This window comes from Actinoplanes sp. NPDC051475 (assembly GCF_040689425.1).
GTDB lineage: Bacteria > Actinomycetota > Actinomycetes > Mycobacteriales > Micromonosporaceae > Actinoplanes.
In genome coordinates this window covers 296,699-320,921 of sequence record NZ_JBFAZZ010000002.1, presented here as the reverse complement: position 1 = coordinate 320,921, position 24,223 = coordinate 296,699, and the positions used below count along the sequence as shown (strand labels likewise).

Annotated in this window: 21 protein-coding genes and 1 pseudogene; 17 read left to right on the top strand and 5 right to left on the bottom strand. The window is 70.0% G+C overall.

Translation table 11 applies throughout. The annotated features are described in order from the left end of the window. Positions 1 to 2: 2 nt before the first annotated feature. The 17 genes from AB0368_RS05955 to AB0368_RS05875 all read left to right on the top strand — a co-directional run bounded on the left by AB0368_RS05955 (position 3) and on the right by AB0368_RS05875 (position 19,395). Entirely contained in the window at positions 3 to 674 is a 672-nt protein-coding gene (locus AB0368_RS05955; protein ID WP_366152646.1) for an NADH-quinone oxidoreductase subunit B family protein, read from the top strand. Then, complete coding sequence (locus AB0368_RS05950; RefSeq protein WP_366152645.1) at positions 671 to 1,390, top strand: NADH-quinone oxidoreductase subunit C; 720 nt, start codon at positions 671 to 673, stop codon at positions 1,388 to 1,390. Before AB0368_RS05955 ends, AB0368_RS05950 begins: the two co-directional genes overlap by 4 nt. Beyond that, entirely contained in the window at positions 1,387 to 2,712 is a 1,326-nt protein-coding gene (locus AB0368_RS05945) for an NADH-quinone oxidoreductase subunit D (RefSeq protein WP_366152644.1), read from the top strand. The genes AB0368_RS05950 and AB0368_RS05945 overlap by 4 nt, the downstream gene beginning before the upstream one ends. Continuing rightward, entirely contained in the window at positions 2,713 to 3,942 is a 1,230-nt protein-coding gene (gene nuoE / locus AB0368_RS05940) for an NADH-quinone oxidoreductase subunit NuoE (protein ID WP_366152643.1), read from the top strand. Then, complete coding sequence (nuoF, locus tag AB0368_RS05935) at positions 3,939 to 5,255, top strand: NADH-quinone oxidoreductase subunit NuoF (RefSeq protein ID WP_366152642.1); 1,317 nt, start codon at positions 3,939 to 3,941, stop codon at positions 5,253 to 5,255. Before nuoE ends, nuoF begins: the two co-directional genes overlap by 4 nt. Further along, on the top strand, positions 5,255 to 7,768 hold the full coding sequence (locus AB0368_RS05930; RefSeq protein WP_366152641.1) for an NADH-quinone oxidoreductase subunit G: 2,514 nt from the start codon (positions 5,255 to 5,257) through the stop codon (positions 7,766 to 7,768). The genes nuoF and AB0368_RS05930 overlap by 1 nt, the downstream gene beginning before the upstream one ends. After that, positions 7,765 to 9,156: an NADH-quinone oxidoreductase subunit NuoH gene (gene nuoH / locus AB0368_RS05925; protein WP_366152640.1), complete on the top strand. Its 1,392-nt coding sequence runs from the start codon at positions 7,765 to 7,767 to the stop codon at positions 9,154 to 9,156. The genes AB0368_RS05930 and nuoH overlap by 4 nt, the downstream gene beginning before the upstream one ends. A gap of 1 nt (position 9,157) precedes the next feature. Next, positions 9,158 to 9,817 (top strand): NADH-quinone oxidoreductase subunit NuoI, encoded by a 660-nt coding sequence (nuoI, locus tag AB0368_RS05920; RefSeq protein WP_366152639.1) that lies wholly within the window; start codon positions 9,158 to 9,160, stop codon positions 9,815 to 9,817. Continuing rightward, positions 9,817 to 10,584 carry an NADH-quinone oxidoreductase subunit J gene (locus AB0368_RS05915; protein ID WP_366152638.1) on the top strand — a complete coding sequence of 256 codons (768 nt, stop codon included), beginning with the start codon at positions 9,817 to 9,819 and terminating at the stop codon, positions 10,582 to 10,584. The genes nuoI and AB0368_RS05915 overlap by 1 nt, the downstream gene beginning before the upstream one ends. Continuing rightward, entirely contained in the window at positions 10,581 to 10,880 is a 300-nt protein-coding gene (gene nuoK, locus AB0368_RS05910; protein ID WP_015618499.1) for an NADH-quinone oxidoreductase subunit NuoK, read from the top strand. The genes AB0368_RS05915 and nuoK overlap by 4 nt, the downstream gene beginning before the upstream one ends. A gap of 12 nt (positions 10,881 to 10,892) precedes the next feature. Then, positions 10,893 to 12,818, top strand: coding sequence for an NADH-quinone oxidoreductase subunit L (nuoL, locus tag AB0368_RS05905; protein ID WP_366152637.1), 1,926 nt, complete (start codon positions 10,893 to 10,895; stop codon positions 12,816 to 12,818). After that, positions 12,818 to 14,356, top strand: coding sequence for an NADH-quinone oxidoreductase subunit M (locus tag AB0368_RS05900; protein WP_366152636.1), 1,539 nt, complete (start codon positions 12,818 to 12,820; stop codon positions 14,354 to 14,356). Before nuoL ends, AB0368_RS05900 begins: the two co-directional genes overlap by 1 nt. A gap of 2 nt (positions 14,357 to 14,358) precedes the next feature. Further along, entirely contained in the window at positions 14,359 to 15,891 is a 1,533-nt protein-coding gene (gene nuoN, locus AB0368_RS05895) for an NADH-quinone oxidoreductase subunit NuoN (RefSeq protein WP_366152635.1), read from the top strand. 243 nt (positions 15,892 to 16,134) lie between these two features. Further along, positions 16,135 to 17,106, top strand: coding sequence for a polyprenyl synthetase family protein (locus tag AB0368_RS05890; protein WP_366152921.1), 972 nt, complete (start codon positions 16,135 to 16,137; stop codon positions 17,104 to 17,106). A 183-nt stretch (positions 17,107 to 17,289) separates the two neighbouring features. Continuing rightward, the gene (locus AB0368_RS05885; protein ID WP_366152634.1) at positions 17,290 to 18,084 is read left to right on the top strand and encodes an IclR family transcriptional regulator C-terminal domain-containing protein; all 795 of its coding nucleotides are present in this window, start codon (positions 17,290 to 17,292) and stop codon (positions 18,082 to 18,084) included. 88 nt (positions 18,085 to 18,172) lie between these two features. After that, positions 18,173 to 18,688, top strand: coding sequence for a sigma-70 family RNA polymerase sigma factor (locus AB0368_RS05880; RefSeq protein WP_366152633.1), 516 nt, complete (start codon positions 18,173 to 18,175; stop codon positions 18,686 to 18,688). After that, positions 18,685 to 19,395 carry a zf-HC2 domain-containing protein gene (locus tag AB0368_RS05875; RefSeq protein ID WP_366152632.1) on the top strand — a complete coding sequence of 237 codons (711 nt, stop codon included), beginning with the start codon at positions 18,685 to 18,687 and terminating at the stop codon, positions 19,393 to 19,395. Before AB0368_RS05880 ends, AB0368_RS05875 begins: the two co-directional genes overlap by 4 nt. Before the next feature lie 24 nt (positions 19,396 to 19,419). On the opposite strand, the gene rarD is transcribed toward AB0368_RS05875, so the two are convergent. From rarD to eccE, 5 genes and pseudogenes are all read right to left on the bottom strand, one after another. Next, positions 19,420 to 20,352, bottom strand: coding sequence for an EamA family transporter RarD (gene rarD, locus AB0368_RS05870; protein WP_366152631.1), 933 nt, complete (start codon positions 20,350 to 20,352; stop codon positions 19,420 to 19,422). A gap of 51 nt (positions 20,353 to 20,403) precedes the next feature. Further along, positions 20,404 to 20,556 (bottom strand): annotated as a pseudogene (locus AB0368_RS05865) (GNAT family N-acetyltransferase); the annotation flags it as partial. Between the two features lie 43 nt (positions 20,557 to 20,599). Further along, positions 20,600 to 20,842: a hypothetical protein gene (locus tag AB0368_RS05860; protein ID WP_366152630.1), complete on the bottom strand. Its 243-nt coding sequence runs from the start codon at positions 20,840 to 20,842 to the stop codon at positions 20,600 to 20,602. A gap of 250 nt (positions 20,843 to 21,092) precedes the next feature. After that, on the bottom strand, positions 21,093 to 21,476 hold the full coding sequence (locus AB0368_RS05855; RefSeq protein ID WP_366152629.1) for a phage holin family protein: 384 nt from the start codon (positions 21,474 to 21,476) through the stop codon (positions 21,093 to 21,095). A gap of 566 nt (positions 21,477 to 22,042) precedes the next feature. Next, a complete protein-coding gene (eccE, locus tag AB0368_RS05850) occupies positions 22,043 to 23,893 on the bottom strand; it encodes a type VII secretion protein EccE (protein ID WP_366152920.1) in 1,851 nt (616 codons plus the stop codon). Positions 23,894 to 24,223: the final 330 nt, after the last annotated feature.

The following is a 24,223-nucleotide window of genomic DNA, read 5'->3' as shown; positions in this document are numbered from 1 at the left end:
CTATGGGAATCGAAGAGAAACTCCCGAGCGGCATCCTGCTGACCTCGGTCGAGAAGCTTTCGAACTGGGCCCGCAAGTCGTCGTTCTGGGGCGCCACGTTCGGCCTCGCCTGCTGCGCCATCGAGATGATGGCCGCCGGCGGCCCGCACTACGACCTCGGCCGCTGGGGCATGGAGGTCTTCCGGGCGTCGCCCCGGCAGGCCGACCTGATGATCGTCGCGGGCCGGGTCAGCCAGAAGATGGCACCGGTCGTGCGGCAGATCTACGACCAGATGCCGGAGCCGCGCTCGGTCATCTCGATGGGCGTCTGCGCGTCCTCGGGCGGCATGTTCAACAACTACGCGATCGTGCAGGGCGTCGACCACATCGTCCCGGTCGACATCTACCTGCCCGGCTGCCCGCCGCGGCCGGAGATGCTGATCGACGCCATTCTCAAGATGCGCGAGAAGGTCATGGCCACGCCGCTCGGCCCCAACGGCCGCAAGATGCTGGAGGCCCGCAAGGAACGCGGCGACGTGCCGATCGTGGCCCCGGGTGCGATGCCTTCGTCGTACAGGGTGGACAAGGCCCGGCGTGCCGAGTGGACGCAGGCGGTCAAGGAAGGCCGCGAGGAGCAGCTCCGCATCGAGAACTGGATGAAGCTGCAGTCGCACCTTCGAGAGGGTGGGAAGTGACAACGCACTCCGAATCCGACGGCGGCGTGCCGGCGGCCCAGCCGGTCGGCGCGAACATCGACGCCCCCGCTCAGGTCCCGCCCAGCCCCGACAAGGGCATGTTCGGGGTCAAGGGCACCGGCGACGTCTCCGGCTTCGGCGGTCTGGCCCGCCGGCGGCCCACCACGGTGGACAGCCTGCGGCCGTTCGGCGGCTACTTCGACGAGGTGTACGACGCGCTGGAGGAGGCCTACCCGGGCTTCGCCGACGCGATCGAGAAGGTGGTCGTCGACCGGGGTGAGCTGACGCTGCACATTCAGCCGGAGCGGATCGCCGAGGTCTGCCAGATCATGCGCGACGACGAGTCGCTGCGCTTCGAGCTGTGCTCCTCGGTCGACGGCGTGGACTACCTGGGCAGCGACGAGCGGCGCCTGCACGTCACGTACCAGCTGACTTCCATGACGTACCGGCGCCGGGTCCGGCTGGAGGCCGCGGTCGCCGTCGGCGTCAGCCTGCCGAGCGTGTCCTCGATCTACCCGACAGCGGACTGGCAGGAGCGGGAGGTCTACGACATGTTCGGCGTCGTCTTCGACGGCCACCCGAACCTGACCCGGATCCTGATGCCGGACGACTGGGAGGGCCACCCCCAGCGCAAGGACTACCCGCTCGGCGGCGTGCCCGTCGAGTACAAGGGCGCCCAGATTCCGCCTCCTGACCAGCGGAGGGTCTACCAGTGACACAGTCGGGTTACGCCACCGAGCGAGAGACCACCGAGGGCCGCGTCTTCACGGTCACGGGCGGCGACTGGAACACGGTCACCGACAGCGTCGACCCGCTCAGCAACGAGAAGATCGTCGTCAACATGGGCCCCCAGCACCCGTCGACACACGGCGTGCTGCGGCTGGTCCTCGAGCTCGAGGGCGAGACGGTCACCGAGTGCCGGCCGGTCATCGGCTACCTGCACACCGGCATCGAGAAGAACCTCGAGTACCGCAACTGGACCCAGGGCACGACGTTCGTGACCCGGGCCGACTATCTGGCGCCGCTGTTCAACGAGGCCGGGTACTGCCTGGCGGTCGAGAAGCTGCTCGGCGTCGAGGACCAGATCACCGAGCGGGCCAACACGATCCGGGTGCTCTTCATGGAGCTCAACCGGATCTCGTCGCACCTCGTCTGGATCGCCACCACCGGCATGGAGCTCGGCGCGATCTCGATGATGCTGTACGGCTTCCGCGAGCGCGAGTACATCCTCGACATCTTCGAGGAGACCTCCGGGCTGCGAATGAACCACGCGTACTTCCGCCCCGGCGGCGTCGCGCAGGACATCCCGGAGTCGGCGATCAAGAAGATCCGCGACCTCCTGGTCTACCTGCCCAAGAAGCTCAAGGAGTACGAGGCCCTGCTCACCGGCCAGGTCATCTGGCAGGAGCGCACCCAGGGCGTCGCGGTCCTCGACGTCACGGGCTGCCTGTCGCTGGGCATCACCGGCCCGGTCCTGCGCGCCTCGGGCCTGGCCTGGGACCTGCGCAAGACCATGCCGTACTGCGGGTACGAGACCTACGAGTTCGACGTGCCGACCGCGCAGACCGGCGACGTCTGGGGCCGCTACCTGGTCCGGATGGCGGAGATCCGCGAGTCGTTGAAGATCGTCGAGCAGGCGCTGGACCGGCTCCGGCCCGGCCCGGTGATGATCGCCGACAAGAAGATCGCCTGGCCCGCGCAGCTCGCCGTCGGCGTCGACGGCATGGGCAACTCGCTCGAGCATGTCGCCAAGATCATGGGTCAGTCGATGGAGTCGCTGATCCACCACTTCAAGCTCGTGACCGAGGGCTTCCGGGTTCCTCCGGGCCAGGTCTACGTCAGCATCGAGCATCCGCGCGGCGAGTTCGGCGTGCACGCGGTGTCCGACGGCGGCACGCATCCGTACCGAGTGCACATGCGTGACCCGAGCTTCGTGAACCTCCAGGCCATCCCCGCGATGGCCGAAGGCGCCCTGCTGGCCGACGTGATCGCCGGCGGCGCCTCTCTGGACCCGGTGATGGGTGGGTGTGACCGCTAAATGTCCGATACTGCGCTTTCCGGGCGGCTTCGCCGCACTGCTACGGAGACCCCGGGTGAGGTGGACTTCTCCCCCGCAGCCGCCCCGCTGGCCGAGAAGCTTCTGGAGCCGGCCCTCGAAATCATCGCCCGCTACCCCGTGGGCCGTGAGCGGTCGGCGCTGCTGCCGTTGCTGCACCTCGTACAGACGGTGGAGGGACACGTCAGTCCTGACGGCGTCGCGTTCTGCGCCGAGGTTCTGGGCATCAACAAGGCCCAGGTCGGCGCGGTGGCGACGTTCTACACCATGTACAAGCGCCGCCCGACCGGTGAGTACCTGGTCAGCGTCTGCACCAACACGCTGTGCAACGTGCTCGGCGGCCAGGAGATCTACGACGGCCTGACCGAGCACCTCGGCGTCGGCCACGACGAGACCACCGCCGACGGCAAGATCACGCTGGAGCACGCCGAGTGCCTCGCGGCGTGCGACTACGCGCCGGTCGTGACGGTCAACTACGACTTCACGATCGACGAGGCCACTCCCGAGGCGACGGTCGGCCTGGTCGACAAGCTGCGCAACGGCGAGCGGCCCACGCCGAGCCGCGGGGCGCGCATCTGCACCCTGAAGGAGATGCAGTTCCAGCTCGCGGGCTTCGCCGACGAGCGCGAGGGCGCGGTCGCCGACGGTGTCGCGGGTGCCCCCACGCTGCGCGGTGTGTCCCTGGCGCAGGAACACGGCGTCGCGGTCGCCGACTTCAACATCGACACTCCGATCACGACGACCAAGCCCGCCCGCGACGACTCCGCCAAGGCGGTCAAGGACCCGGCCCCCGCCGGCGCCAAGCCGCCGGCGGCGAAGCCCGAGGGCAAGATCGCCAGTGTCGCGAAGAAGGCGGCCGGCGCGGTCAAGAGCGCGGCGGCGGCCGTCGTGGACAAGGCCGAGCACGTGGTCGAGCACCGCGCCGGCCGGCCGGTCAAGGCCGGCGACGTCAAGGACCCGGAGGTGCGCGCCGCGGAGGCCCGCAACCCCGACGCGTCCACGCCCACCCCGGACCCGGCGAAGGTCGAGGCGGCCCCCGTTCCGGCGAGCCCGTCCGAGGCGGCAGGCACGGCCGGAAACGCCCCTGCCGGTGACGGCAAGCCGGCCGGTGACGGCCAGCGCGGCGAGAGCATCGTCAGCGAGCGCACCGCGACGCGCAAGCGCGGAGCCCAGCCGCAGGAGAACAAGCGCGGCACCGAGGAGAAGAAGTGACTCAGCCACGGCTCGAGGTGCTCCAGAAGCTCACCCCCGTCCTCACCAAGCGCTGGCTGTCGCCGGACGCCTGGAAGATCGACGTGTACGAGCGGCTCGACGGCTACGCCGCGGCCCGCAAGGCGCTGGACGTGCACCCCGACGACCTGATCCAGCTCGTCAAGGACTCGGGCCTGCGCGGCCGCGGCGGCGCCGGCTTCCCGACCGGTCTCAAGTGGGGGTTCATCCCGCAGGGCGACGGCAAGCCGCACTACCTCGTGATCAACGCCGACGAGGGCGAGCCGGGCACCTGCAAGGACCTGCCGCTGATGACGTACGACCCGCACTCGCTGATCGAGGGCGCGATCATCGCCTCGTACGCGATCCGCGCCAGCCGGGCGTACATCTACATCCGCGGTGAGGCCGTGCACGCCGCCCGCCGCCTGCGCCACGCGGTCAAGGAGGCGTACGCGAAGGGCTACCTGGGCGAGAACATCCTCGGCTCCGGGTTCGACCTGGACCTCGTCGTGCACAGCGGCGCGGGCGCGTACATCTGCGGCGAGGAGACGGCGCTGCTCGACTCGCTCGAGGGCTTCCGCGGCCAGCCCCGGCTGCGCCCGCCGTTCCCCGCGGTCGCCGGCCTCTACGCCAGCCCCACGGTCGTCAACAACGTCGGCACCATCGCCTCGGTGCCGTACATCGTGCTGGGCGGCGCGGACTGGTGGAAGAGCATGGGCACGGAGAAGTCGTCCGGCCCGATGATCTACTCGCTCTCCGGCCGGATCGCCAACCCCGGCCAGTACGAGTGCGGCCTCGGCATCACCCTCCGCGAGCTGATCGAGCTGGCGGGCGGCATGAAGCCCGGCCACAACCTGAAGTTCTGGACCCCGGGCGGCTCGTCAACGCCGCTGCTGACGGCCGAGCACATGGACACGCCGATGGACTTCGAGGGCGTCTCGGCGGCCGGCTCGATCCTGGGCACCACGGCGATGCAGATCTTCTCCGACCAGGACTGCCCGGTGTACGCGACCTGGCGCTGGCTCGAGTTCTACCACCACGAGTCCTGTGGCAAGTGCACCCCGTGCCGCGAGGGCAACTACTGGATGGTGCGCACGTACCGCCGGATCCTCTCCGGCCAGGGCACCCACCAGGACCTGGACACCCTGCAGGACACGGCGGACAACATCTTCGGGCGGTCCTTCTGCGGCCTCGGCGACGGCGCGGCGACCCCGGTCGTCTCCACGCTGAAGTGGTTCCGGCAGGACTACCTGGACTACATCGAGGGCCGGACCGCTCCACGGCTGTCCCAAAAGGCCCTGGTAGGAGCGCACTGATGACCGACGTCGCCAAGAAGGCCGACACCGTCACCTTGATCATCGACGGCGTCGAGGTGCAAGCCGAGAAGGGTGAGCTGGTCATCCGGGTCGCCGAGCGGATGGGCACCGCCATCCCGCGGTTCTGCGACCACCCGCTGCTGGCCCCGGCCGGCGCCTGCCGGCAGTGCCTGGTCGAGGTGGAGGGCCAGCGCAAGCCGGTCGCCTCCTGCACCCAGACGGTGGCCGAGGGCATGGTCGTCAAGACCCAGCTCACCTCGGAGGTCGCCGCCAAGGCACAGGGCGGCGTGATGGAGTTGCTGCTCGCCAACCACCCGCTCGACTGCCCGACCTGCGACAAGGGCGGCGAATGCCCGCTGCAGAACCAGGCCATGAGCAACGGCCGGGCGGACTCGCGGTTCCACGAGCACAAGCGTGAGTACGAGAAGCCGATCCACATCTCCAGCCAGGTGCTGCTGGACCGGGAGCGCTGCATCCTGTGCCAGCGCTGCACCCGGTTCTCCGAGGAGATCGCCGGCGACAAGTTCATCGACCTGATGGACCGCTCGTCCGGCGAGCAGATCAACGTGTACCGCGACGACTTCTTCGGCGGCACGGGCACCGGCGACGGGCAGGTCGGCGAGGGCGCGGGTGACGTCGCCTTCAACTCGTACTTCTCCGGCAACACGATCCAGATCTGCCCGGTGGGCGCGCTGACCGGCGAGCAGTACAGGTTCCGGGCCCGCCCGTTCGACCTGGTCTCCACGCCGACGACGTGCGAGCACTGCGCGGCCGGTTGCGCCATGCGCGCCGACCACCGCCGCGGCAAGGTGCTGCGCCGCCTGGCCGGCGACGACCCGGCGGTCAACGAGGAGTGGAACTGCGACAAGGGCCGGTGGGGCTTCCGCTACACCACCGGCTACGACCGCATCACCACCCCGATGATCCGCGACGCGGTCACCGGCGAGCTGCGTGAGGCCTCCTGGTCCGAGGCGCTGGTCGCCGCGGCCGAGGGCCTGGCGGCCGCGAGGGGCAAGGGCGTCGGTGTGCTCACCGGCGGCCGGGTCACCGTCGAGGACGCGTACGCGTACGCGAAGTTCGCCCGGGTCGCGCTCGGCACCAACGACATCGACTTCCGGGCCCGCCCGCTGTCGGCGGAGGAGGCGGACTTCCTTGCCGCCTCGGTCGCCGGGGTCACCGACGTGACGTACGAGGACGTGGAGAACGCGCCCTCGGCGCTCATCGTCGGGCTGGAGCCCGAGGAAGAGTGCCCGATCCTCTTCCTGCGCCTGCGCAAGGCTCACGGCAAGAAGAAGCTGAAGGTCACGGCGGTGGCGCCGTTCCTGACCCGCGGCTTCGAGAAGCTCGGCGCGGCGCTCGTTCCGGCCGTACCCGGCGACGAGGCACGGTTGCTCGGCACCGACGCCACGGTGGCCGCCGCGCTGAGCGCGCCGGGTTCGCTGCTGATCGTCGGCGAGCGGCTCGCGAGCGTGCCGGGCGGACTCTCTGCCGCGGCCGCGCTCGCCGCCCGGACCGGCGCCCGGCTCGCCTGGGTGCCGCGGCGCGCGGGCGACCGCGGTGCCGTGGACGCGGGCTGCCTGCCCAACCTGCTGCCCGGTGGCCGCCCGGTCACCGACGCGGCGGCCCGGGCCGAGCTGGCCGCCGCCTGGGACGTCGACTCTCTGCCCGCCACGGCGGGCCGGGACACGGACGCGATCCTCGCCGCCGCCGCGGACGGATCTCTCGGCGCCCTGCTGGTCGCCGGCGTCGACCCGGCCGACCTGGCCGACCCCGTCGCGGCCGAACAGGCCCTGGACGCGGTGCCGTTCCTGGTCAGCATCGAGCTGCGGCAGAGCGCCGTGACCCGGCGTGCCGACGTGGTGCTGCCGATCGCGCCCGCGCCGGAGAAGGCCGGCACGTTCATGGACTGGGAGGGCCGCCTGCGGACCTTCGGCGCCGTGCTGCCGACCGGCGCGATGACCGACGGCCGCGTGCTGGAGGCCATCGCAGCGTCGATGGAAGTCCCATCCAACCACCCCGCCACCGCCCAGAGCACGACTAAAGGCATCCCGCTGGGCACGGGCGACGTAGCCGCGATCCGCCGGGAGCTGGGCACGATGCCGGCGAGCCGCACGGCCCGCCCGGCGCTGCCGACGGTCGCCGCGGGAAGCCTGCCGAAGCCCGGCCATCACGAGGCCGTCCTGGCCACCTGGCACCACCTGGTCGACCTCGGTGCTCTGCTCGACGGCGACGAGGTGCTGGCCGGCACGGCCCGGACCCCGCTGATCCGCCTCGGCAAGGATCTCGCCGAGTCGCTCGGTGTAGCCGACGGCGACGCCGTCACGGTCGGCACGGACCGGGGCACGATCACGCTGCCGGCGGCGATCACCGACCTGCCGCCGCAGGTGGTGTGGCTGCCCACGAACTCGCCCGGCTCGACGGTGCGTCGCAGCCTCGGCGTCACCTCGGGTGCGGTGGTCCGGCTCAGCGCCGGCAAGCCGGGCCCGGTCCTCGCCCAAGGGGTGAACGCATGAACACTTTGATCCTGGGGGCCGCGCAGGACCCGACGCTCCAGACGTTCGAGAACGACGTCTGGTGGATCACGCTCATCAAGCTGCTGGGCGTCTTCGTGGTCCTGCTGCTGCTGACCCTGTTCACGATCAACTATGAGCGCAAGGTCGTGGCCCGGATGGCGGTCCGCCCGGGCCCCAACCAGGTCGGGCCCAACGGCTGGCTGCAGAGCCTCACGGACGGCCTCAAGCTGCCGTTCAAGGAGGAGATCATCCCGAAGACCGCCGACAAGGTGGTCTACTTCCTCGCCCCGGTGATCTCCGCGACCTGCGCCTTCACCGCGTTCTCGGTGATCCCGTTCGGGCCGGTCGTGTCGATCTTCGGGCACAGGACCGCCCTGCAGCTCACCGACGTCCCCGCCTCGGTGCTGGTGCTGCTCGCGTGTTCCTCGATGAGCGTGTACGGCGTCGTGCTGGCCGGGTGGGCGTCGGGCTCGACGTACCCGCTGCTCGGCGGCCTGCGGTCGAGCGCCCAGATGATCTCGTACGAGGTCGCCATGGGCCTGTCCATCGTGGCCGTCTTCATGACCGCGGGCACGATGTCGACCTCGCAGATCGTCAAGGCGCAGGCCGGCAACGGCGAGTCGAGCTTCGACATCCTCGGCTGGAACCCCACCGCGCCCAGCTGGTACGCGGTCCTGCTGCTGCCCAGCTTCATCATCTACTGCATCGCCGCGGTCGGTGAGACCAACCGGGCGCCCTTCGACCTGCCCGAGGCGGAGTCGGAGCTGGTCGGCGGTTTCCACACCGAGTACTCGTCGTTCAAGTTCGCGATGTTCTTCCTCGCCGAGTACATCAACATGATCACCGTCTCGGCGTTCGCCACCACGCTGTTCCTCGGCGGCTGGCGGGCGCCGGCGCCGATCACCAGCATCTGGGCGGGCGCCAACTCCGGCTGGTGGCCGCTGGTCTGGTGGCTCGTCAAGGTGCTGATCCTGCTCTTCGGCTTCATCTGGCTGCGGGCCACGCTGCCCCGGATGCGCTACGACCAGTTCATGCGCTTCGGCTGGAAGGTGCTGATTCCGGTCAACCTGGTCTGGATCCTCTTCCTGGCCGGCGTCCGGGTCACCAACACCAGGGTCGACGGCAACGGGCGGTACCTCGTCTACATCGTCGCGGCGGTGGTGGTGCTCGGCATCGCGCTGCTCTGGCCGGCGAGCAAGAAGCCCCGCGAGTACTCGATCGAGGAGCAGTTGGCGGCCCGGCCGCCCGGCAGCTTCCCGGTCCCGCCGATCGACCTGCAGGTCCCGCCCAGCCCGCGCGCCCGGCGTGCGGTCGCGGAGCGCCAGCCTGCCACGGTCGGCGGCACGACCACCGGCCCGGACGACGACGCGTCAGACAAGGAGGTGTGACGTGGGAACGTTCACGGGCTCGTTCAAGGGCTTCGGGGTGACCTTCGCGCACATGTTCCGCAAGGTCATCACGACCGACTATCCCTTCACCCCGCCGAAGCCGGCGCCGCGCTACCACGGGCGGCACATCCTCAACCGGCACCCGGACGGTCTCGAGAAGTGCATCGGCTGCGAGCTGTGCGCCTGGGCCTGCCCGGCGGACGCGATCTACGTGGAGGGTGGCGACAACACCGAGGAGATGCGCTTCTCGCCCGGTGAGCGGTACGCCAGCATCTACCAGATCAACTACACCCGCTGCATCTTCTGCGGGCTCTGCATCGAGGCCTGCCCGACCCGTTCGCTGACCATGAGCAACGAGTACGAGCTGGCCCGCGACAACCGCCAGGACCTGATCTTCACGAAGAAGGAACTCCTGGCGCCGCTGCTGCCCGGCATGGAGCAGCCGCCGCACCCGATGCGCCTCGGCGACACCGACAAGGACTACTACCTCGGTGCGCTGACCAACCCGGGCACCTCGGCCGGCGCCGAGCGGGCGCCGTGGTCGCAGAGCGGAACCCAGGACGCTGCCACCGCGGGTGTGCCGGGGGGCAGGGTGCGCGCCGAGACGGCGGGCACCCTGCGCAAGGATAACGCCGCCGACCAGCCCGCTGAGGTGAAGTGATGATGTCGTACGCGGCCGAGGCCGCCGCGCAGGTATCGACGGGTGAGGCCTGGGCCTTCTGGATCCTCGGGTCGCTGGCCGTGGTCGGCGCGCTCGGGATGGTGCTGGCGCGCAACGCGGTGCACTCCGCGCTGTGGCTCGTCGTGACGATGCTCTGCCTGGGCTTCCTCTACGTCGTCAACGCGGCACCGTTCCTCGGCGCCGTGCAGATCATCGTCTACACCGGCGCGATCATGATGCTGTTCCTGTTCGTGCTCATGCTCGTCGGCCGGGACGCCTCCGACTCGCTCATCGAGACCCTGCGAGGCCAGCGCCTGGCGGCGATCCTGCTCGGGGTGGGCTTCGGCGTGCTGGTCGCCGCCGGTCTGGCCCGCTCGCTGGGCGACACCGCGGTGGTCGGCCTCACCGAGGCGAACGCCGCGGGCAACGTCCAGGGGATCGCCCGGCTGCTGTTCACCAAGTACGTCTTCGCCTTCGAGGTCACGTCGGCGCTGCTCATCACGGCGGCGGTCGGCGCGATGGTGCTCGCCCACGTGGAGCAGGCCAAGGAGGACAAGGCCGACCAGGTGACGCGGATGAAGGAACGCTTCCGGCCGGGCAACTACCCCGGTGCGAAGGCGGGCCCGGGCGTCTACGCCAACACCATGTCCGTCGCCGCGCCCGGCCGCCTGCCGGACGGCAACGCGTCGGAGCGCACCCTCTCGCCGATCCTGCCCGTGCGGGAGCTGACCGAGCGTGAGGCCGCACCCAAGGGGACTGAGAAGTGACTCCTGACTACTACCTCGTACTCGCGGCGATCCTGTTCACCATCGGCGCCGCCGGGGTGCTGGTGCGCCGCAACGCGATCGTGCTGTTCATGTGCATCGAGCTGATGCTGAACGCGGCGAACCTCGCGCTGGTGACCTTCAGCCGGATCAACGGCAGCCTCGACGGCCAGATCATCTCGTTCTTCGTGATGGTGGTCGCGGCGGCCGAGGTCGTGGTCGGGCTCGCCATCATCATGTCGATCTTCCGGACGCGACGCTCGGCGAGCGTCGACGACGCCAACCTCCTCAAGTACTAAAGGGGCCTTCACGTGGAACAGACAGTGGAGTACGCCCACGCGACGGGGCTCTTGAGCGGAATCTGGCTGCTTGTCGCCATTCCGCTCGCCAGCGCGGCGGTCCTCCTGCTGCTCGGCAGGAAGGCCGACAAGTGGGGCCACTGGCTCGGCGTGCTGGCGGTGGCCGTGACCTTCGTCCTCGGCCTGTCGATGTTCTTCAAGCTGGGCGGCCTCGCGGAGGAGCACCGCTCGGCACAGCAGAGCATGTGGGACTTCATCGTGGTGGGCAACCTGCACGTCGACTTCGGGCTGCTGTTCGACCCGCTGGCCGGCGTGTTCGTCCTGCTGATCACCGGGGTCGGCTCGCTCATCCACCTGTACGCGGTCGGCTACATGGAGCACGACCCCGGGCGGCGGAAGTTCTTCGGTTACTTCAACCTTTTCGTCGCGGCGATGCTGCTGCTGGTTCTCGGCAACAACTACGTGATGCTCTACTTCGGCTGGGAGGGCGTCGGTCTCGCGTCGTACCTGCTGATCTCGTTCTGGTACACCCGGCCGTCCGCGGCCACCGCCGGCAAGAAGGCGTTCCTGATGAACCGGGTCGGCGACGCCGGCCTGGCGGTCGGCATCTTCCTGATGTTCGCCACGCTCGGCAGCACCCAGTACGACTACGTCTTCAACCACGTCTCCGCGCTCTCCGGCGGCACCGTGCTGGTCATGGGCATCCTGCTGCTGCTCGGCGCCGCCGGTAAGTCCGGCCAGTTCCCGCTGCAGGCTTGGCTCCCGGACGCCATGGAGGGCCCGACCCCGGTCTCCGCCCTGATCCACGCGGCGACCATGGTCACCGCCGGCGTCTACCTGATCGCCCGCTCGCACGCGATCTTCACGGCGAACGCCACCCTGCAGACGATCGTGGTCAGCGTCGGCGCGATCACCCTGCTGATGGGCTGCGTCATCGGCGCGGCCAAGGACGACATCAAGCGCGTCCTCGCCTGGTCGACGGTCAGTCAGATCGGCTACATGTTCCTCGGCGTCGGGCTCGGCGGGGCGGCGTACGCGCTGGCCATCATCCACCTGCTCGCGCACGGCTTCTTCAAGGCCAACATGTTCCTCGGCGCCGGTTCGGTCATGCACGGGATGCACGACCAGGTCGACATCCGGCGCTTCGGCGGGCTGCACAAGTACATGAGGTGGACCTGGCTCACCTTCATGATGGGCTGGCTCGCGATCATCGGCATCCCGCCGCTGTCCGGCTTCTTCTCCAAGGAGCCGATCATCGTGGCGGCCTTCGAGCGCGACGGCTGGACCGCCTGGCTGTACGGCATGGCCGCCCTGCTCGGCGCCGGGCTCACCGCGTTCTACATGACCCGGCTCTTCATCCTGACGTTCCACGGGCCGAAGCGCTGGACCGAGGACATCAAGGAGCCGCACGAGTCGCCGTACATCATGACCGTGCCGTTGATGCTGCTGGCGCTCGGCTCGATCGTGGCCGGTGGGCTCATGGCCTCGTCGGTGCCGGACTGGCTGGAGCCGGTCTTCGGGCAGGAGGAGGCCGAGGCCGTCCCGGTCCTGGGCCACACGCTGATCACGATCCTGTCGATCGTGGTCACGCTGGCCGGCGCAGGCCTGGCCTGGGCGCTGTTCCGCAACGGCACCGCCGAGCAGGAGCAGCCGGCCGGCGTGGTCGTGCGGGCCGCCCGCCGCAACCTCTACACCGACGCGTTCAACGAGGCGGTGTTCGAGCGGCCCGGCATCTACCTGACCCGCGCCCTGGTCTTCCTCGACAACAAGGGCATCGACGGCGTGGTCAACGGCCTTGCGGCCGCCGTCGGCGGGAGCTCCGGGCGCCTGCGCCGGCTCCAGACCGGCTTCGTCCGTTCGTACGCGTTGTCCATGCTCACCGGCGCCGTGCTGGTCGTCGGCGCGTTCCTCGCGATCCAGCTGGGGTGGTTGGCGTAATGAAGGACTTCCCGTTCCTGTCCATCCTGACGCTGCTCCCGCTGGTGGGCGCGGCAGTGGTGGCCTTCATCCCGCGCGGCAAGGGCAACCTCGCCAAGACGGTGGCCCTGGCGTGGTCGCTGGTGGTGCTCGCGCTGAGCATCGGCATGTGGGTGGCATTCCAGGTCGACGGCGACCGATTCCAGTTCCGTGAGTCCTACCAGTGGATCCCCACCTGGGACGCCCGGTTCACGTTCGCCACCGACGGCATCGCCCTGGTGATGCTGGTGCTGATCGCGGTGCTCGTGCCGCTGGTCATCCTGGCGTCCTGGAACGACATCGACGAGACCCAGCGGTCGGTGCCGACGTACTTCGCGCTGCTGCTGACCCTCGAGTGCACGATGATCGGCGTCTTCGCGGCCGCCGACGTCTTCCTCTTCTACGTGTTCTTCGAGGTCATGCTGGTGCCGATGTACTTCATCATCGGCTCGTACGGCGGCCAGCGCCGCCAGTACGCCGCGGTGAAGTTCTTCCTCTACTCGCTGGTCGGCGGCCTCTTCATGCTGGCCGCCGTCATCGGCCTATGGGTGGTCGGCGGCCACACGTTCGACTGGACCAGCCTCAAGGACGCCTCCGCGGCGTTCGAGACGGACACCGCCCGGTGGCTGTTCCTCGGCTTCTTCATCGCGTTCGCGGTCAAGGCGCCGTTCTTCCCGTTCCACACCTGGCTGCCCGACGCCGGTGGTGCCGCCCCGGCGCCCGCCGCCGCGCTGCTCGTCGGCGTGCTGGACAAGGTCGGCACCTTCGGCATCCTGCGCTACTGCCTTCCGCTCTTCCCGGAGGCGTCGCGCTGGTTCGCCCCGGCGGCGCTGATCCTCGGCGTCATCGGGATCATCTACGCCGCCCTGTTGGCGGTCGGCCAGAACGATCTCAAGCGGCTGGTGTCGTACACGTCGATCGCCCACTTCGGGTTCATCGGCATCGGCATCTTCGCCTTCACCACCCAGGCCGGCACCGGCTCGGTGCTCTACATGGTCAACCACGGCCTCGCCACCGGCCTGCTCTTCCTCGTGGTGGGCATGTTCGTGGCCCGCCGCGGCTCGGCGCTGGTCAGCGACTTCGGCGGCGCCGGCAAGCTCGTCCCGGTCCTCGCCGGCGTGCTGTTCTTCGCCGGCCTCGCCTCGCTGGCCCTGCCCGGCACGGCGCCGTTCATCAGCGAGTTCCTGGTGCTGATCGGCACCTTCACCACCCACAAGGTCTACGCGGTCATCGCCACGGTCGGCATCATCCTCGCCGCCGCGTACGTGCTCTGGATGTTCCAGCGCACGACGCAGGGCACGCTTAACCCGGCGCTGACCGAGGTCCCGGCGATGCAGAAGGACATCACGCTGCGCGAGAAGGTGGTCGTCGCGCCGCTGGTGCTCCTGCTGCTGCTCCTCGGCTTCTACCCGAAGCCGGTCACCGATGTGATCAACCCGGCGGTCCAGGCGACGATGCAGGACGTCGGCACGACCGACCCGGTGCCGCCGGCGGTCGCGAACGGAAAGGTGGCGCGGTAGCCATGGGAGACCTCAAACTGCCCGAGATCGACTACGCGGCGCTGGCGCCGATGTTGATCCTCTTCGGGGCGGCCTGCGTCGGCGTCCTGTTCGAGGCCCTGGTGCCGAAGACCCGCCGGCACGGCGTGCAGCTCGGGCTGGCGCTGCTGTCCCTGGTCGCCGCGCTGGTCGTGGTGATCTGGGTGCGCGACAAGCGGATCGTCACGATCGGCGGCGCGGTCGCCGTCGACGGGCCGATGCTGTTCCTGCAGGGTTCGATCCTGCTGCTGGGCATCGTCTCGCTGCTGCTGATCGGCGAGCGGTCCATCGAGGCCGGCGGCGCGTTCGTCTCCCAGGCCGCGATCACCGTCGGCTCGCAGAAGGACCTGCGGCAGGCCGGCGGTCAGCCCGGGGCCACCGAGGTGTACCCACTGACGATCTTCGCGCTGGGCGGCATGCTGCTGTTCGTCGCGGCGAACGACCTGCTGACCATGTTCGTGGCGCTCGAGGTGTTCTCGCTGCCGCTGTACCTGCTCTGTGCGCTGGCCCGCCGGCGCCGCCTGCTGAGCCAGGAAGCGGCCCTGAAGTACTTCCTGCTGGGCTCGTACGCCTCGGCGTTCTTCCTCTTCGGGGTGGCGCTCATCTACGGCTTCAGCGGCGCGGTGGACCTCGCGTCGATCCACGCCGCAGTGGCCGACCCGGCCCGCAGCGAGGTGCTGCTCTTCGCCGGCCTGGCGCTGGTCTCCATCGGCCTGCTCTTCAAGAGCGCCGCGGCGCCGTTCCACGTGTGGACCCCGGACGTCTACCAGGGCGCCCCGACGCCGATCACCGCGCTCATGGCGGCCTGCACCAAGGTCGCCGCGTTCGGTGCCCTGCTGCGGGTGCTCTACGTGGCGTTCGACGGGGTCGGCTGGAACTTCCAGCCGGTGCTCGGCGTCATCGCCGTCCTCACGATGTTCGTCGGCGCGGTGCTGGCGGTCACCCAGACCGACATGAAGCGGCTGCTGGCGTACTCGTCGATCGCCAACGCGGGCTACCTGCTGGTGGGCGTCCTGGCGCTCAACAAGGAGGGCCTGTCCAGCACGATGTTCTACCTGGTCGCGTACGGCTTCTCGGTGCTCGCGGCGTTCGGCATCGTCTCGCTCGTACGCGACGCCGAGGGCGAGGCCACACACCTGTCCCGCTGGGCCGGCCTGGGCCGCAAGAGCCCGCTGTTCGCCGGCGTCTTCTCGTTCATCCTGCTGGCCTTCGCGGGCATCCCGCTGACCAGCGGCTTCACGAGCAAGTTCGCGGTCTTCGGAGCGGCGATCGAGGGCGGGCAGACCTGGCTGGTCATTTTCGGTGTGATCACCAGCATGGTGCTGGCGTTCCCGTACCTGCGGGTCATCGTGCTGATGTGGTTGTCGGAGCCGAGCGAGAGCACCCCGACGGTGTCGATCCCGGGCTTCTACACCTCGGCGGCCCTGGCGATCGGTGTCATCGCGACCTTCGCCCTCGGTGTCGTCCCGGCGCCGCTGCTCGATCTGACCAACGACGCCGCGCAATTCGTCAGATAGCCGTCAATGCTCTGCAGCCCCGGCGTTTGCCGGGGCTGTTTGCTTTATGAGGCAGCTCCGCCCGGCGGCCGCGTCCCGGGCCGGACCAGGCAATCAGCGCCGCCGTGCGGCACTCCGGCGGCGCTGCGCCCGTACCGTGAAATGAATTTGATCTTGATACCCCTGCGACGCCCGGAGGATTACTCGTATGGCATCGTGAAACCCGTGACTGCTGACAGCGCGCTGACGTCGCTCGGCCTCGACATCGACCCGACGGTCGATGCCTCGGTGTCGGCGACGCTCGCCGTGGTGGAGGACGCGCTGCGCAGCAACGTGGCCAGCGCCGACCCCCTGGTCGCCGAGGCCGCACGGCACCTGATGGACGCGGGTGGCAAGCGGTTCCGGCCGCTCATCGTGGCGCTGGGGGCGCAGTTCGGTGACCCGGCCCGGCCGGAGATCGTGCCGGCGGCGCTGGTCGTCGAGCTGACCCACCTGGCCACGCTCTACCACGACGACGTCATGGACGAGGCCGCCGTGCGCCGCGGTGCCCCGAGCGCCAACGCCCGCTGGGGCAACTCCGTGGCCATCCTGGTCGGCGACTACCTCTTCGCCCGCGCCGCGGACATCGCGGCGACGCTGGGCCCGGAGGCGGTCGGCCTGCAGGCGCAGACGTTCTCCCGGCTCGTGCACGGCCAGATCGCCGAGACGGCCGGGGCGCGCGGCAGCGACGCCATCGAGCACTACCTGCACGTCATCGCCGAGAAGACCGCGTCGCTCATCGCGACGTCCGCCCGCTTCGGCGGGCTCTTCTCCGGCGCGACGCCCGAGCACGTCGAGGCCCTTGCCGGGTACGGCGAGACGATCGGCATCGCGTTCCAGCTCTCCGACGACCTGCTCGACATCGCGTCGGAGTCGGTGCAGTCGGGCAAGACACCGGGCACCGACCTGCGCGAGGGTGTGCCGACGCTGCCGGTGCTCTACGCGCTGGCGGGAGACGACACGGACGCGTCCGCGGTGCGCCTGCGCGAGCTGCTCGCCTCGGGCCCGCTGGTCGAGGACGGCCCGCATGCCGAGGCGCTGGGGCTGCTGCGCGAGTCGCGCGCGATGAAGCGGGCGCGGGAGACCGTCCGCACCTACGCGGAAGAGGCGCGGGCCCAGCTCGCTCCGCTGCCGGACGGGTCGCCGCGTCGCGCCATGGAGTCGCTGTGCGACTTCATCGCCGACCGCACCAGCTGACCTCCGCGCACCGGTCCACAGTGGTTTCGCGCTGCTCGCGTGCGCTTGTCGTGCGCTCGTTCTTCGACCCTGAGTGTCAAGAACCACACGTCGCGTAGAGATTGGTCATGGTCGACACGCTTCAGGCATTCCGTCCGGGGAAGATTATTCATATGGTGTAAGTCCCCGGCGTCGGAGGTAGCTGTGCGCGACCCCCTGGCGGAGCCGTCAGATCTCATCCGGAGCGTGTCACGCGCCCTGCGTGTGCTCGAGTCGGTAGGTCGGGCCCCGCGCGGACTCACCGTGAAACAGATCGCTCGGCGATGCGAGCTGACCGTTGCCACGACGTATCACCTTGTCCGTACCCTGGCGTACGAGGGATACGTGATCCGACGCGAAGACGGCACCTACATCGTGGGCCTCGAGATCGCGGACCGGTACCGCGAGCTGGTGTCCGCGTTCCGCGGCCCGCCGTCGGTCGGCGAGGCATTGCGACGCGCGGCGATCGACACGGGCTACAGCCACTACCTGGGCCGGTTCGTCGGCGGCCGGATCGCGATCACCGCCAGCGCCGAGGGCGCCCGTTCGCCGTTCATGGACGACATGGTCCCGGGCTTCGACGAGGGCAGCCACGCCACCGCGCTGGGCAAGGCGCTGCTGGCGACGCTGACCCCCGACCAGCGCGCCAGGTACCTGCGCGACTGGGGCATGCGGGCCTTCACCCCGGCGACGCTGACCACGACCGAGGCGCTCGAGGCCGACCTGGCCGCCGGCGAGCGGCGGGGGATGCAGCTCGAGATGGGCCAGTTCCGCCAGGGGCTCGCCTGCGCCGCGGTCAACGTCATCACGGACCGGGACATGGAACGCCGGCTGGTCCTCGCGTGCGCGCTGCCCGCCGCGGAGATGCTCACCTCGGCCCGGGTGGTCCGCGCCAAACTGACCGCGGCCGCCCGCAGCGTCGCGGAGGCGTTGTCCACCGGCGACGCGGCCACCGCGTGAATGAACTTGTTCGTTCAATGACCTGTTGAACCCGTGGACCCCTCGCGCCCGTAAGACAGGGTGGAACGCGCGAGGGAGGTCCGCAGCCTTGGAGAATCAGGACGCCGAGCTGCTGCGCGCTCTGCAGGACGAGCACGGGGACGCCCTTTTCGCGCACGCCGTACGCCTCTCCGGAGGCGACCGGCAGCGGGCCGAGGACCTCGTGCAGGAAACCCTGCTGCGGGCCTGGCGGTATCCCGAAGCACTGGACCCTGAGCGGGGCACGGTGCGGTCATGGCTGTTCACCACCGCGCGCAACCTGGCCATCGATGCCTGGCGGCGCCGGTCGGTACGGGTCGGCGAGGTGGTCACGGACATGATTCCCGAGCCTCCGCCCAGCGCGGACGAGGCGGACCGAGCGGTGGAAGCCTGGACGGTGGCCGAGGCCCTGGGGCGGTTGTCCCAGAGCCATCGTGAAGTGCTGGTCGAGTGCTTCTATCAGGGGCGCTCGGTGGCCGAGGCGGCTGCGCGGCTGGGCGTACCGCCCGGCACGGTCAAGTCGCGGACGCACTATGCCCTGCGCTCGCTGCGCATGGTTCTGAACGAGATGGGGGTGACAGGATGAGATGCGACCACGAGCACGACGACGGCGCGTACGTCCTCGGCGCCCTGTCCCCGTCGGAACGCGCCGCCTACGAACGCCACCTCGCCACCTGCTCGTTCTGCCGCGAGGCGGTGGCCGACATCGCGGTCCTGCCGGGCCTGCTCGGCCGCCTCGACCCGGCGGACTTCGAACGGCTGCTGGAACCCGACTTCCCGCCCCCGCCGGGCCCCCGCCGGCGCACGAGCACGCCGGTCCTTGTCTCGGCCGCGCAGACGACCCGCCGCCAGGAACGCAAGCGCGTGCGGTGGCGCGTGCTGGGTGGGGTCCTCGCGGCGGCATGCCTGGCCCTGGTGGCGGGCATCGGCGCGGTCTTCTGGACGGGCCGCGGCGCCCCCGACCCGACGGTGCCGGGTCCGACGGTGGCGATGACGCCCGCCAACGAGCTGGTCCCGGTCTCCGCGCAGATCAACCTCGCCGGCGCGCCGGGCGGGACGAAGGTCAACCTCGTCTGCTCGTACAACCGGGGGAACGCCGAGTCCGAGCCTTACACGATCCGGCTGATGGCGTACGGGCCGGATCAGGAGAGCGAGCAGCTCGGCTCCTGGACCGCATCGCCGGGCAAGGAGTTCAGCATGTCGGGCGTCACGCACTTCACCGCAGGCGCGTTGTCCCGGCTGGCGCTGGTCCGGAACGACGGCAGGACGCTGCTGGCCTACGACGTCCCCTGATGGTCCGTCTCCTCCGTGGGACCGTCAGCGTGGCGGTAGGGCGGTGGCCGGCTCCGCGGTGGCGGCCGCGGGGTCGGCCGCCGTCCTCTGACCCCTCCGGCTCCGCAGCCCGTCGACGGTGAAGAGCGCCAGGGCGACCCAGACCAGCGCGAACCCGGCGAGGCGCGCTGCCGGCATCGGCTCGTGGAAGAGCAGAACCCCGAAACCCAACTGCAGAATCGGCGCGACGTACTGAAGGATGCCGAGACCGACCAGCGGCACCCGGTTGGCGGCACCGGCGAAAAGCAGCAACGGTACGGCCGTGGCGACGCCGGACAGGATCATGAGTACGGTGTGCCGGCCGGAGACGTGCCCGAAGGCGGCGTCCCCGTTCAACCAGGCAAGGTAGGCCAGCGCGGGAACGGCCAGGACGAACGACTCGACGAACAAACCCTCGGCGGGCGGCAGCGACAACCGCTTCTTCACCAGGCTGTACGCCCCGAAGCTCGCCGCCAGCAGCAACGCGATGTACGGCAGATGCCCGTAGTCGATGGTCAGCACGGCCACCGCGACGGCACCGACCCCGACAGCGATCCACTGCCACACCCGCAGCCGTTCACGCAGCACGGTGACGCCGAGAAGAACGACGACCAGCGGGGTGATGAAGTAGCCGAGGGCGGTCTCGACGACCCGATCGGAGTTGACGCCGTAGATGTAGGTCGCCCAGTTGACCCCGATGAGCAGAGCGGCGAGCGTCACCCCGCCGAGCAGGCGCCGGTTCCGGACCACGCGGCCGACGAAGCGCCAGTTGCGGAGGGCAGCGAGGAGCAGGCTGACGAAGACGACCGACCAGATGACCCGGTGGGCGAGGATCTCGATGGGGCCGGCGGGCTTGAGCAGCTTGAAGTAGATCGGGAAGAAACCCCAGCAGACGTACGCGGTCAGGCCGTACAGGTATCCGCGACGCTCGTCAGCCATGTAATCACCGTAAGGGGCGAACAGGGGTGTGGTCCTTGCATATGTCGAACGTCACGAGGTCACCAGCTCGCAGAGCATCCACCGCTCCGGGTCGACAGGAGCGAAGCCGAGTGGTGCGTACACACCTTGAGCGGTCTTGGTGACCAGCAGCAGCCGCGTGAGTCCCCGAGCGGCGAGGTCGTCGCGGACGGCGGCGACGAGCCAGCGCCCGAGCCCCCGGCCGCGAAGATCAGGATCGACATATACATCACAGAGGTACGCGAAGACGACACCATCGGTGACGAGACGATCCGGGCGAAGGCGACCTGCCGGTGATCGGTTCCCGGTAGATCCCGGCGACCTCGGACCCGGCGATCGCGCGGTCCATGGTGTCGCGGTTGCGGCCCGCGGCCCAGTAGGTGTCGGTGGAGATCCAGCGGTGGACGAGGCCGTGGTCGAGGAGCGCGGGATCGTCGGTCAGCAGGAAGCCATCGCGGCGGTCTTTCAGCATGGAATTTAGTTAAGGGGAGGGAGGGTTACTGCGCTGTGCTGTTGTCGGGCGCTGCGCCGTTTGCCCGTCGTTCTGCGGGCGTGCAGTTGTGCTCGCTGGCGGCTTGGGCGCCCCACGGCCGGGGCCGCCTGCTGGCCCGGCCGCTTCGCTGGCCCGGCCGGCCCCCGGCACGGCCGCGATGCTTCCGGCCATGCCGTTGCGGGTCCGAGTGCCGCTTCCGGGTTCGTCGGGGTGTCAGTCGTTGGGGCCGTCAGTCGTCGCCGCCGTCGGGGACGAGCATGTTGAGCAGCCAGCTCACGACGCCGACGAGCAGGGCGCCGAAGACCGCGGAGGGCCAGAAGTCGTCGACGTGGAACGGCAGGTCGAAACGGCCCGCGATCCAGCTGGTGAGCAGGAAGAGCAGGCCGTTGATCACCACCGAGATCAGGCCCAGGGTCAGCACGTAGAGTCCGCACCCGATCGTCTTGATGATCGGGCGCAGCACCGCGTTGACGATGCCGAAGATGACGGCGACGGCCAGGAGAGTGCCGACCTTCCCCGGTGTGGAATCGGTGGTAAGTCGGATGCCGTCGATGACCAAGGTGGCGATCCACAGCGATACCGCGGTGATCACCAGCCGGATGATGATGCCCATGGCTCGCGATGGTGCCACGCCCGGGCCACCAAGAGCAGCAACACTCCACGATCTTGTTGGCGCTAGTCGAGAAAGTCATCGAATCGACGGGTTCGTTAGGTGTCGGCCGCGGTGACCATCGTGTCCAGCAGGGGGCTCCGGCTCGGTGGCTCGACGGCATAGCGTGCGTAGTGACTTGTTGCCTGGTGCCAGTCACCTGTTGCCCGGGCCGCGTGCCTGAATGCGGCACCCGATGCCCGATGCCCGGTGCGTGGGTCCGATGGCCGTTCAGTCGCGGCTTGGCGGCCCGGGTTCCTGTGCCCGGCGCGCGGCCCAGGCCAGCCACGGCGCCGGCGCGGCCAGGCCAGCCACGGCACCGGGCGGCCACCTGCGCGGCCCAGCCATCCAACGGCCTCGTCCCGCTCGCGCCGCGCGGCATCGCGGTCCGTTCCGCCAGGGCGCCTGCGCGGCCGCCTGCACGGCCAGCCTCGTCTCGGGGCCAGCGCGGACGCGGACCCGGGATGGCTGGCCGTGTGCCGCCAGGGATGACCTCGCGGCTCGGCCTAGCTTCGCGCGTTTGGGGTGGGTCAGTCGCGTACCGGGGGGCCGATCAGCTGGGCTTCGATCGGGGTCTGGGAGAGGGCGGCCCAGCGGACCGCGCGGCGGTTGATGACGCCGACCATGTCCGGGCGGATCTGGGTGAGCCATTTGGCTGTTTCGCCCAGGCCGAGGGCGGCGCCTACGAGTTGGGCTTCTTCCTGGCGGAGGGGCTGGACGAGCAGGAGGTCGGCTCGGGAGGCCAGGTCCGCGTCCGCGGGACTGAACTCGTCGCGGACGACCAGGGTGGCCTGCCAGCCGGCGCCTGGGCGGTTGTCCGCGCCTACGGGGCCGATGTCCACCACCATGAGCAGGGGGTGCAGGGCGGAGCCCGGGGGGACGTCCATCGCGCGGCCTGGCGGGATCACCGCGATCGACTCGCCGGGGACCGCCGCGCCGCGTACGAAGGGCTCCCAGGCCTGCGGGCGGGCTGTCTGGACCACCACGCGGGCGCCCAGGGCCATGGCTCGGAGCGACAAGAGCTGGGCGCAGCGCACGCCGCCGACGAGGAGGGCGCGGGTCTGTTCCGGCCGGAAGAGGCGGGCTACGACCGGGTCTCCGTGGCGGTTGCTGCCGATCATCAGGCCCGCGTTGCCGAGGGGCAGGTCGAGGTTGTCCAGCTCGTCCGCCGGGTTGTCGTCGAGGCCGGGGCGACCGGGTACGGCCGGAGCCGTCGGGATGCCCAGGGGCAGCGTGGCGGTCAGGCCGTCGAGGTGTTCGCCGTCGAGGCGCCGGGCGGTGGCTCGCTCGGCGGCGAGGAGTTTGCGCAGCGTCTGGGCGGCGAACGACAGCGTGGTGGCGTCCGGCGCGGCGATGCGGATGGTCAGGTCGACTGCTGTGTCCGTACCCGTGGAGGAGCGTGGGCCGGCACCCAGCGCGACCGTCGTGGCCGCCGCGGGCAGGGCCAGCGTGCGGGTGATGATGCGTCGCGAGGTCTCGATGCGCAGATCAGGCCAGCGGTGCAGGCGGAATGTGGCCTGCGTCATGCCACCCACCTGCAGGCCCGGCCAGGTCTCCTGGGCCGTGCCGACGCCGTCGTCGTGGGACAGCTCGGCGATCACTCGCAGGGCCGCCGCCTCGCCGAGGGGCCGCGCCGGGGTCGGTGCCAGCCGCCGCACCAGCTTGCGCACCAGACCGGACAGCGCGCGCCGGAGATCTTCCTCCGACCAGCCCTCGGCGCGCAGAACGCGCACGGCGAGGTGGGCACGGCTGTGCCCGAGGAGCCGGCCCTCGGTCAATTGACGGTACGAGTTGGCGGGCGTCCCGCTGCCGGCCCGCAGCGAAGGCGCGGGAGCACCGGTGAGAACGAGCTGGATGCGGCACGGTGGGTGCTCGGCGCTCGCGGGCGGCAGCAGCCCGGCGGGAGAGGGCATGGTGACGGCGTCCTCGGCCAGCAGGCCGGCGGGGTCTCCGACCTCCAGGACGCTGGTGAGGCCGTGCTCGTCGACGATGATCGCGGCGGGGTCGCCGGCTAGCTCCGTCTGCTCGACGCGGGATCCCGGTGCGACAAATGCGAGCAGAGCGGTCGGATTCGCATCGACGGAGACGAGGTGCCGGCGGCCCGCATATTGCGCCGCGGTGCCCAGCCACTCGAAGGCCCACCGGCCGCGAAGGCGCAGCCACGTGATGGCGAGCAGCACCACCGCCACGAACACCGCCGCGCCGAGTGCGATGGGGCCGTTGGTGGCGCCGATCAGTAAGGCCACGGCGGCCACCTGGGTGCTGACCAACTGACTAGTGCGAATACCGAAGAAGCGCCCATGTCGGACAAGGGGGGAGCGGATCTTGGGTAGGCGCTGACCGGCACCGCCGAGCTCGGGGAAGCTGCGGTCGCTCGCCACCTCTGCCGTCACCTGCGCCGCCCTCCGATCGTGCGTTTTTCCTTGCGGGGACCCATCGTATGGGGCGGCGGTCCGGGGTGGGGGGTGGCTGTGGATAACTCGGACATCGATATCCACAGGCTGACGTTCCGGGTTACGGTGACCGGCTCCGTACCGCTACCGTCGGTCTGCGGAACGAAAAAGGGCTGCTCAGGGGTGCCCCCCACCGGTTTGCGGAAGGGGCTAACCTGGGGGCCACGTCGATGCACCGGCCCGTCGTCCACCAGGCACGACCCGTCCATTCAGGACCCGGCGCACGACAGACGACAGAGAAAGCGGGGTGACGTCCGG

Excerpts from the sequence above, each read along its gene's own strand:
- AB0368_RS05855 (WP_366152629.1), bottom strand. The coding sequence starts at position 21,476 with ATGGGCATCATCATCCGGCTGGTGATCACCGCGGTATCGCTGTGGATC.
- AB0368_RS05930 (WP_366152641.1), top strand. The coding sequence starts at position 5,255 with ATGACCGACGTCGCCAAGAAGGCCGACACCGTCACCTTGATCATCGAC.
- rarD (WP_366152631.1), bottom strand. The coding sequence starts at position 20,352 with ATGGCTGACGAGCGTCGCGGATACCTGTACGGCCTGACCGCGTACGTC.
- AB0368_RS05875 (WP_366152632.1), top strand. The coding sequence starts at position 18,685 with ATGAGATGCGACCACGAGCACGACGACGGCGCGTACGTCCTCGGCGCC.
- nuoE (WP_366152643.1), top strand. The coding sequence starts at position 2,713 with ATGTCCGATACTGCGCTTTCCGGGCGGCTTCGCCGCACTGCTACGGAG.
- AB0368_RS05860 (WP_366152630.1), bottom strand. The coding sequence starts at position 20,842 with ATGCTGAAAGACCGCCGCGATGGCTTCCTGCTGACCGACGATCCCGCG.
- nuoN (WP_366152635.1), top strand. The coding sequence starts at position 14,359 with ATGGGAGACCTCAAACTGCCCGAGATCGACTACGCGGCGCTGGCGCCG.
- nuoH (WP_366152640.1), top strand. The coding sequence starts at position 7,765 with ATGAACACTTTGATCCTGGGGGCCGCGCAGGACCCGACGCTCCAGACG.
- AB0368_RS05915 (WP_366152638.1), top strand. The coding sequence starts at position 9,817 with ATGATGTCGTACGCGGCCGAGGCCGCCGCGCAGGTATCGACGGGTGAG.
- AB0368_RS05900 (WP_366152636.1), top strand. The coding sequence starts at position 12,818 with ATGAAGGACTTCCCGTTCCTGTCCATCCTGACGCTGCTCCCGCTGGTG.
- AB0368_RS05955 (WP_366152646.1), top strand. The coding sequence starts at position 3 with ATGGGAATCGAAGAGAAACTCCCGAGCGGCATCCTGCTGACCTCGGTC.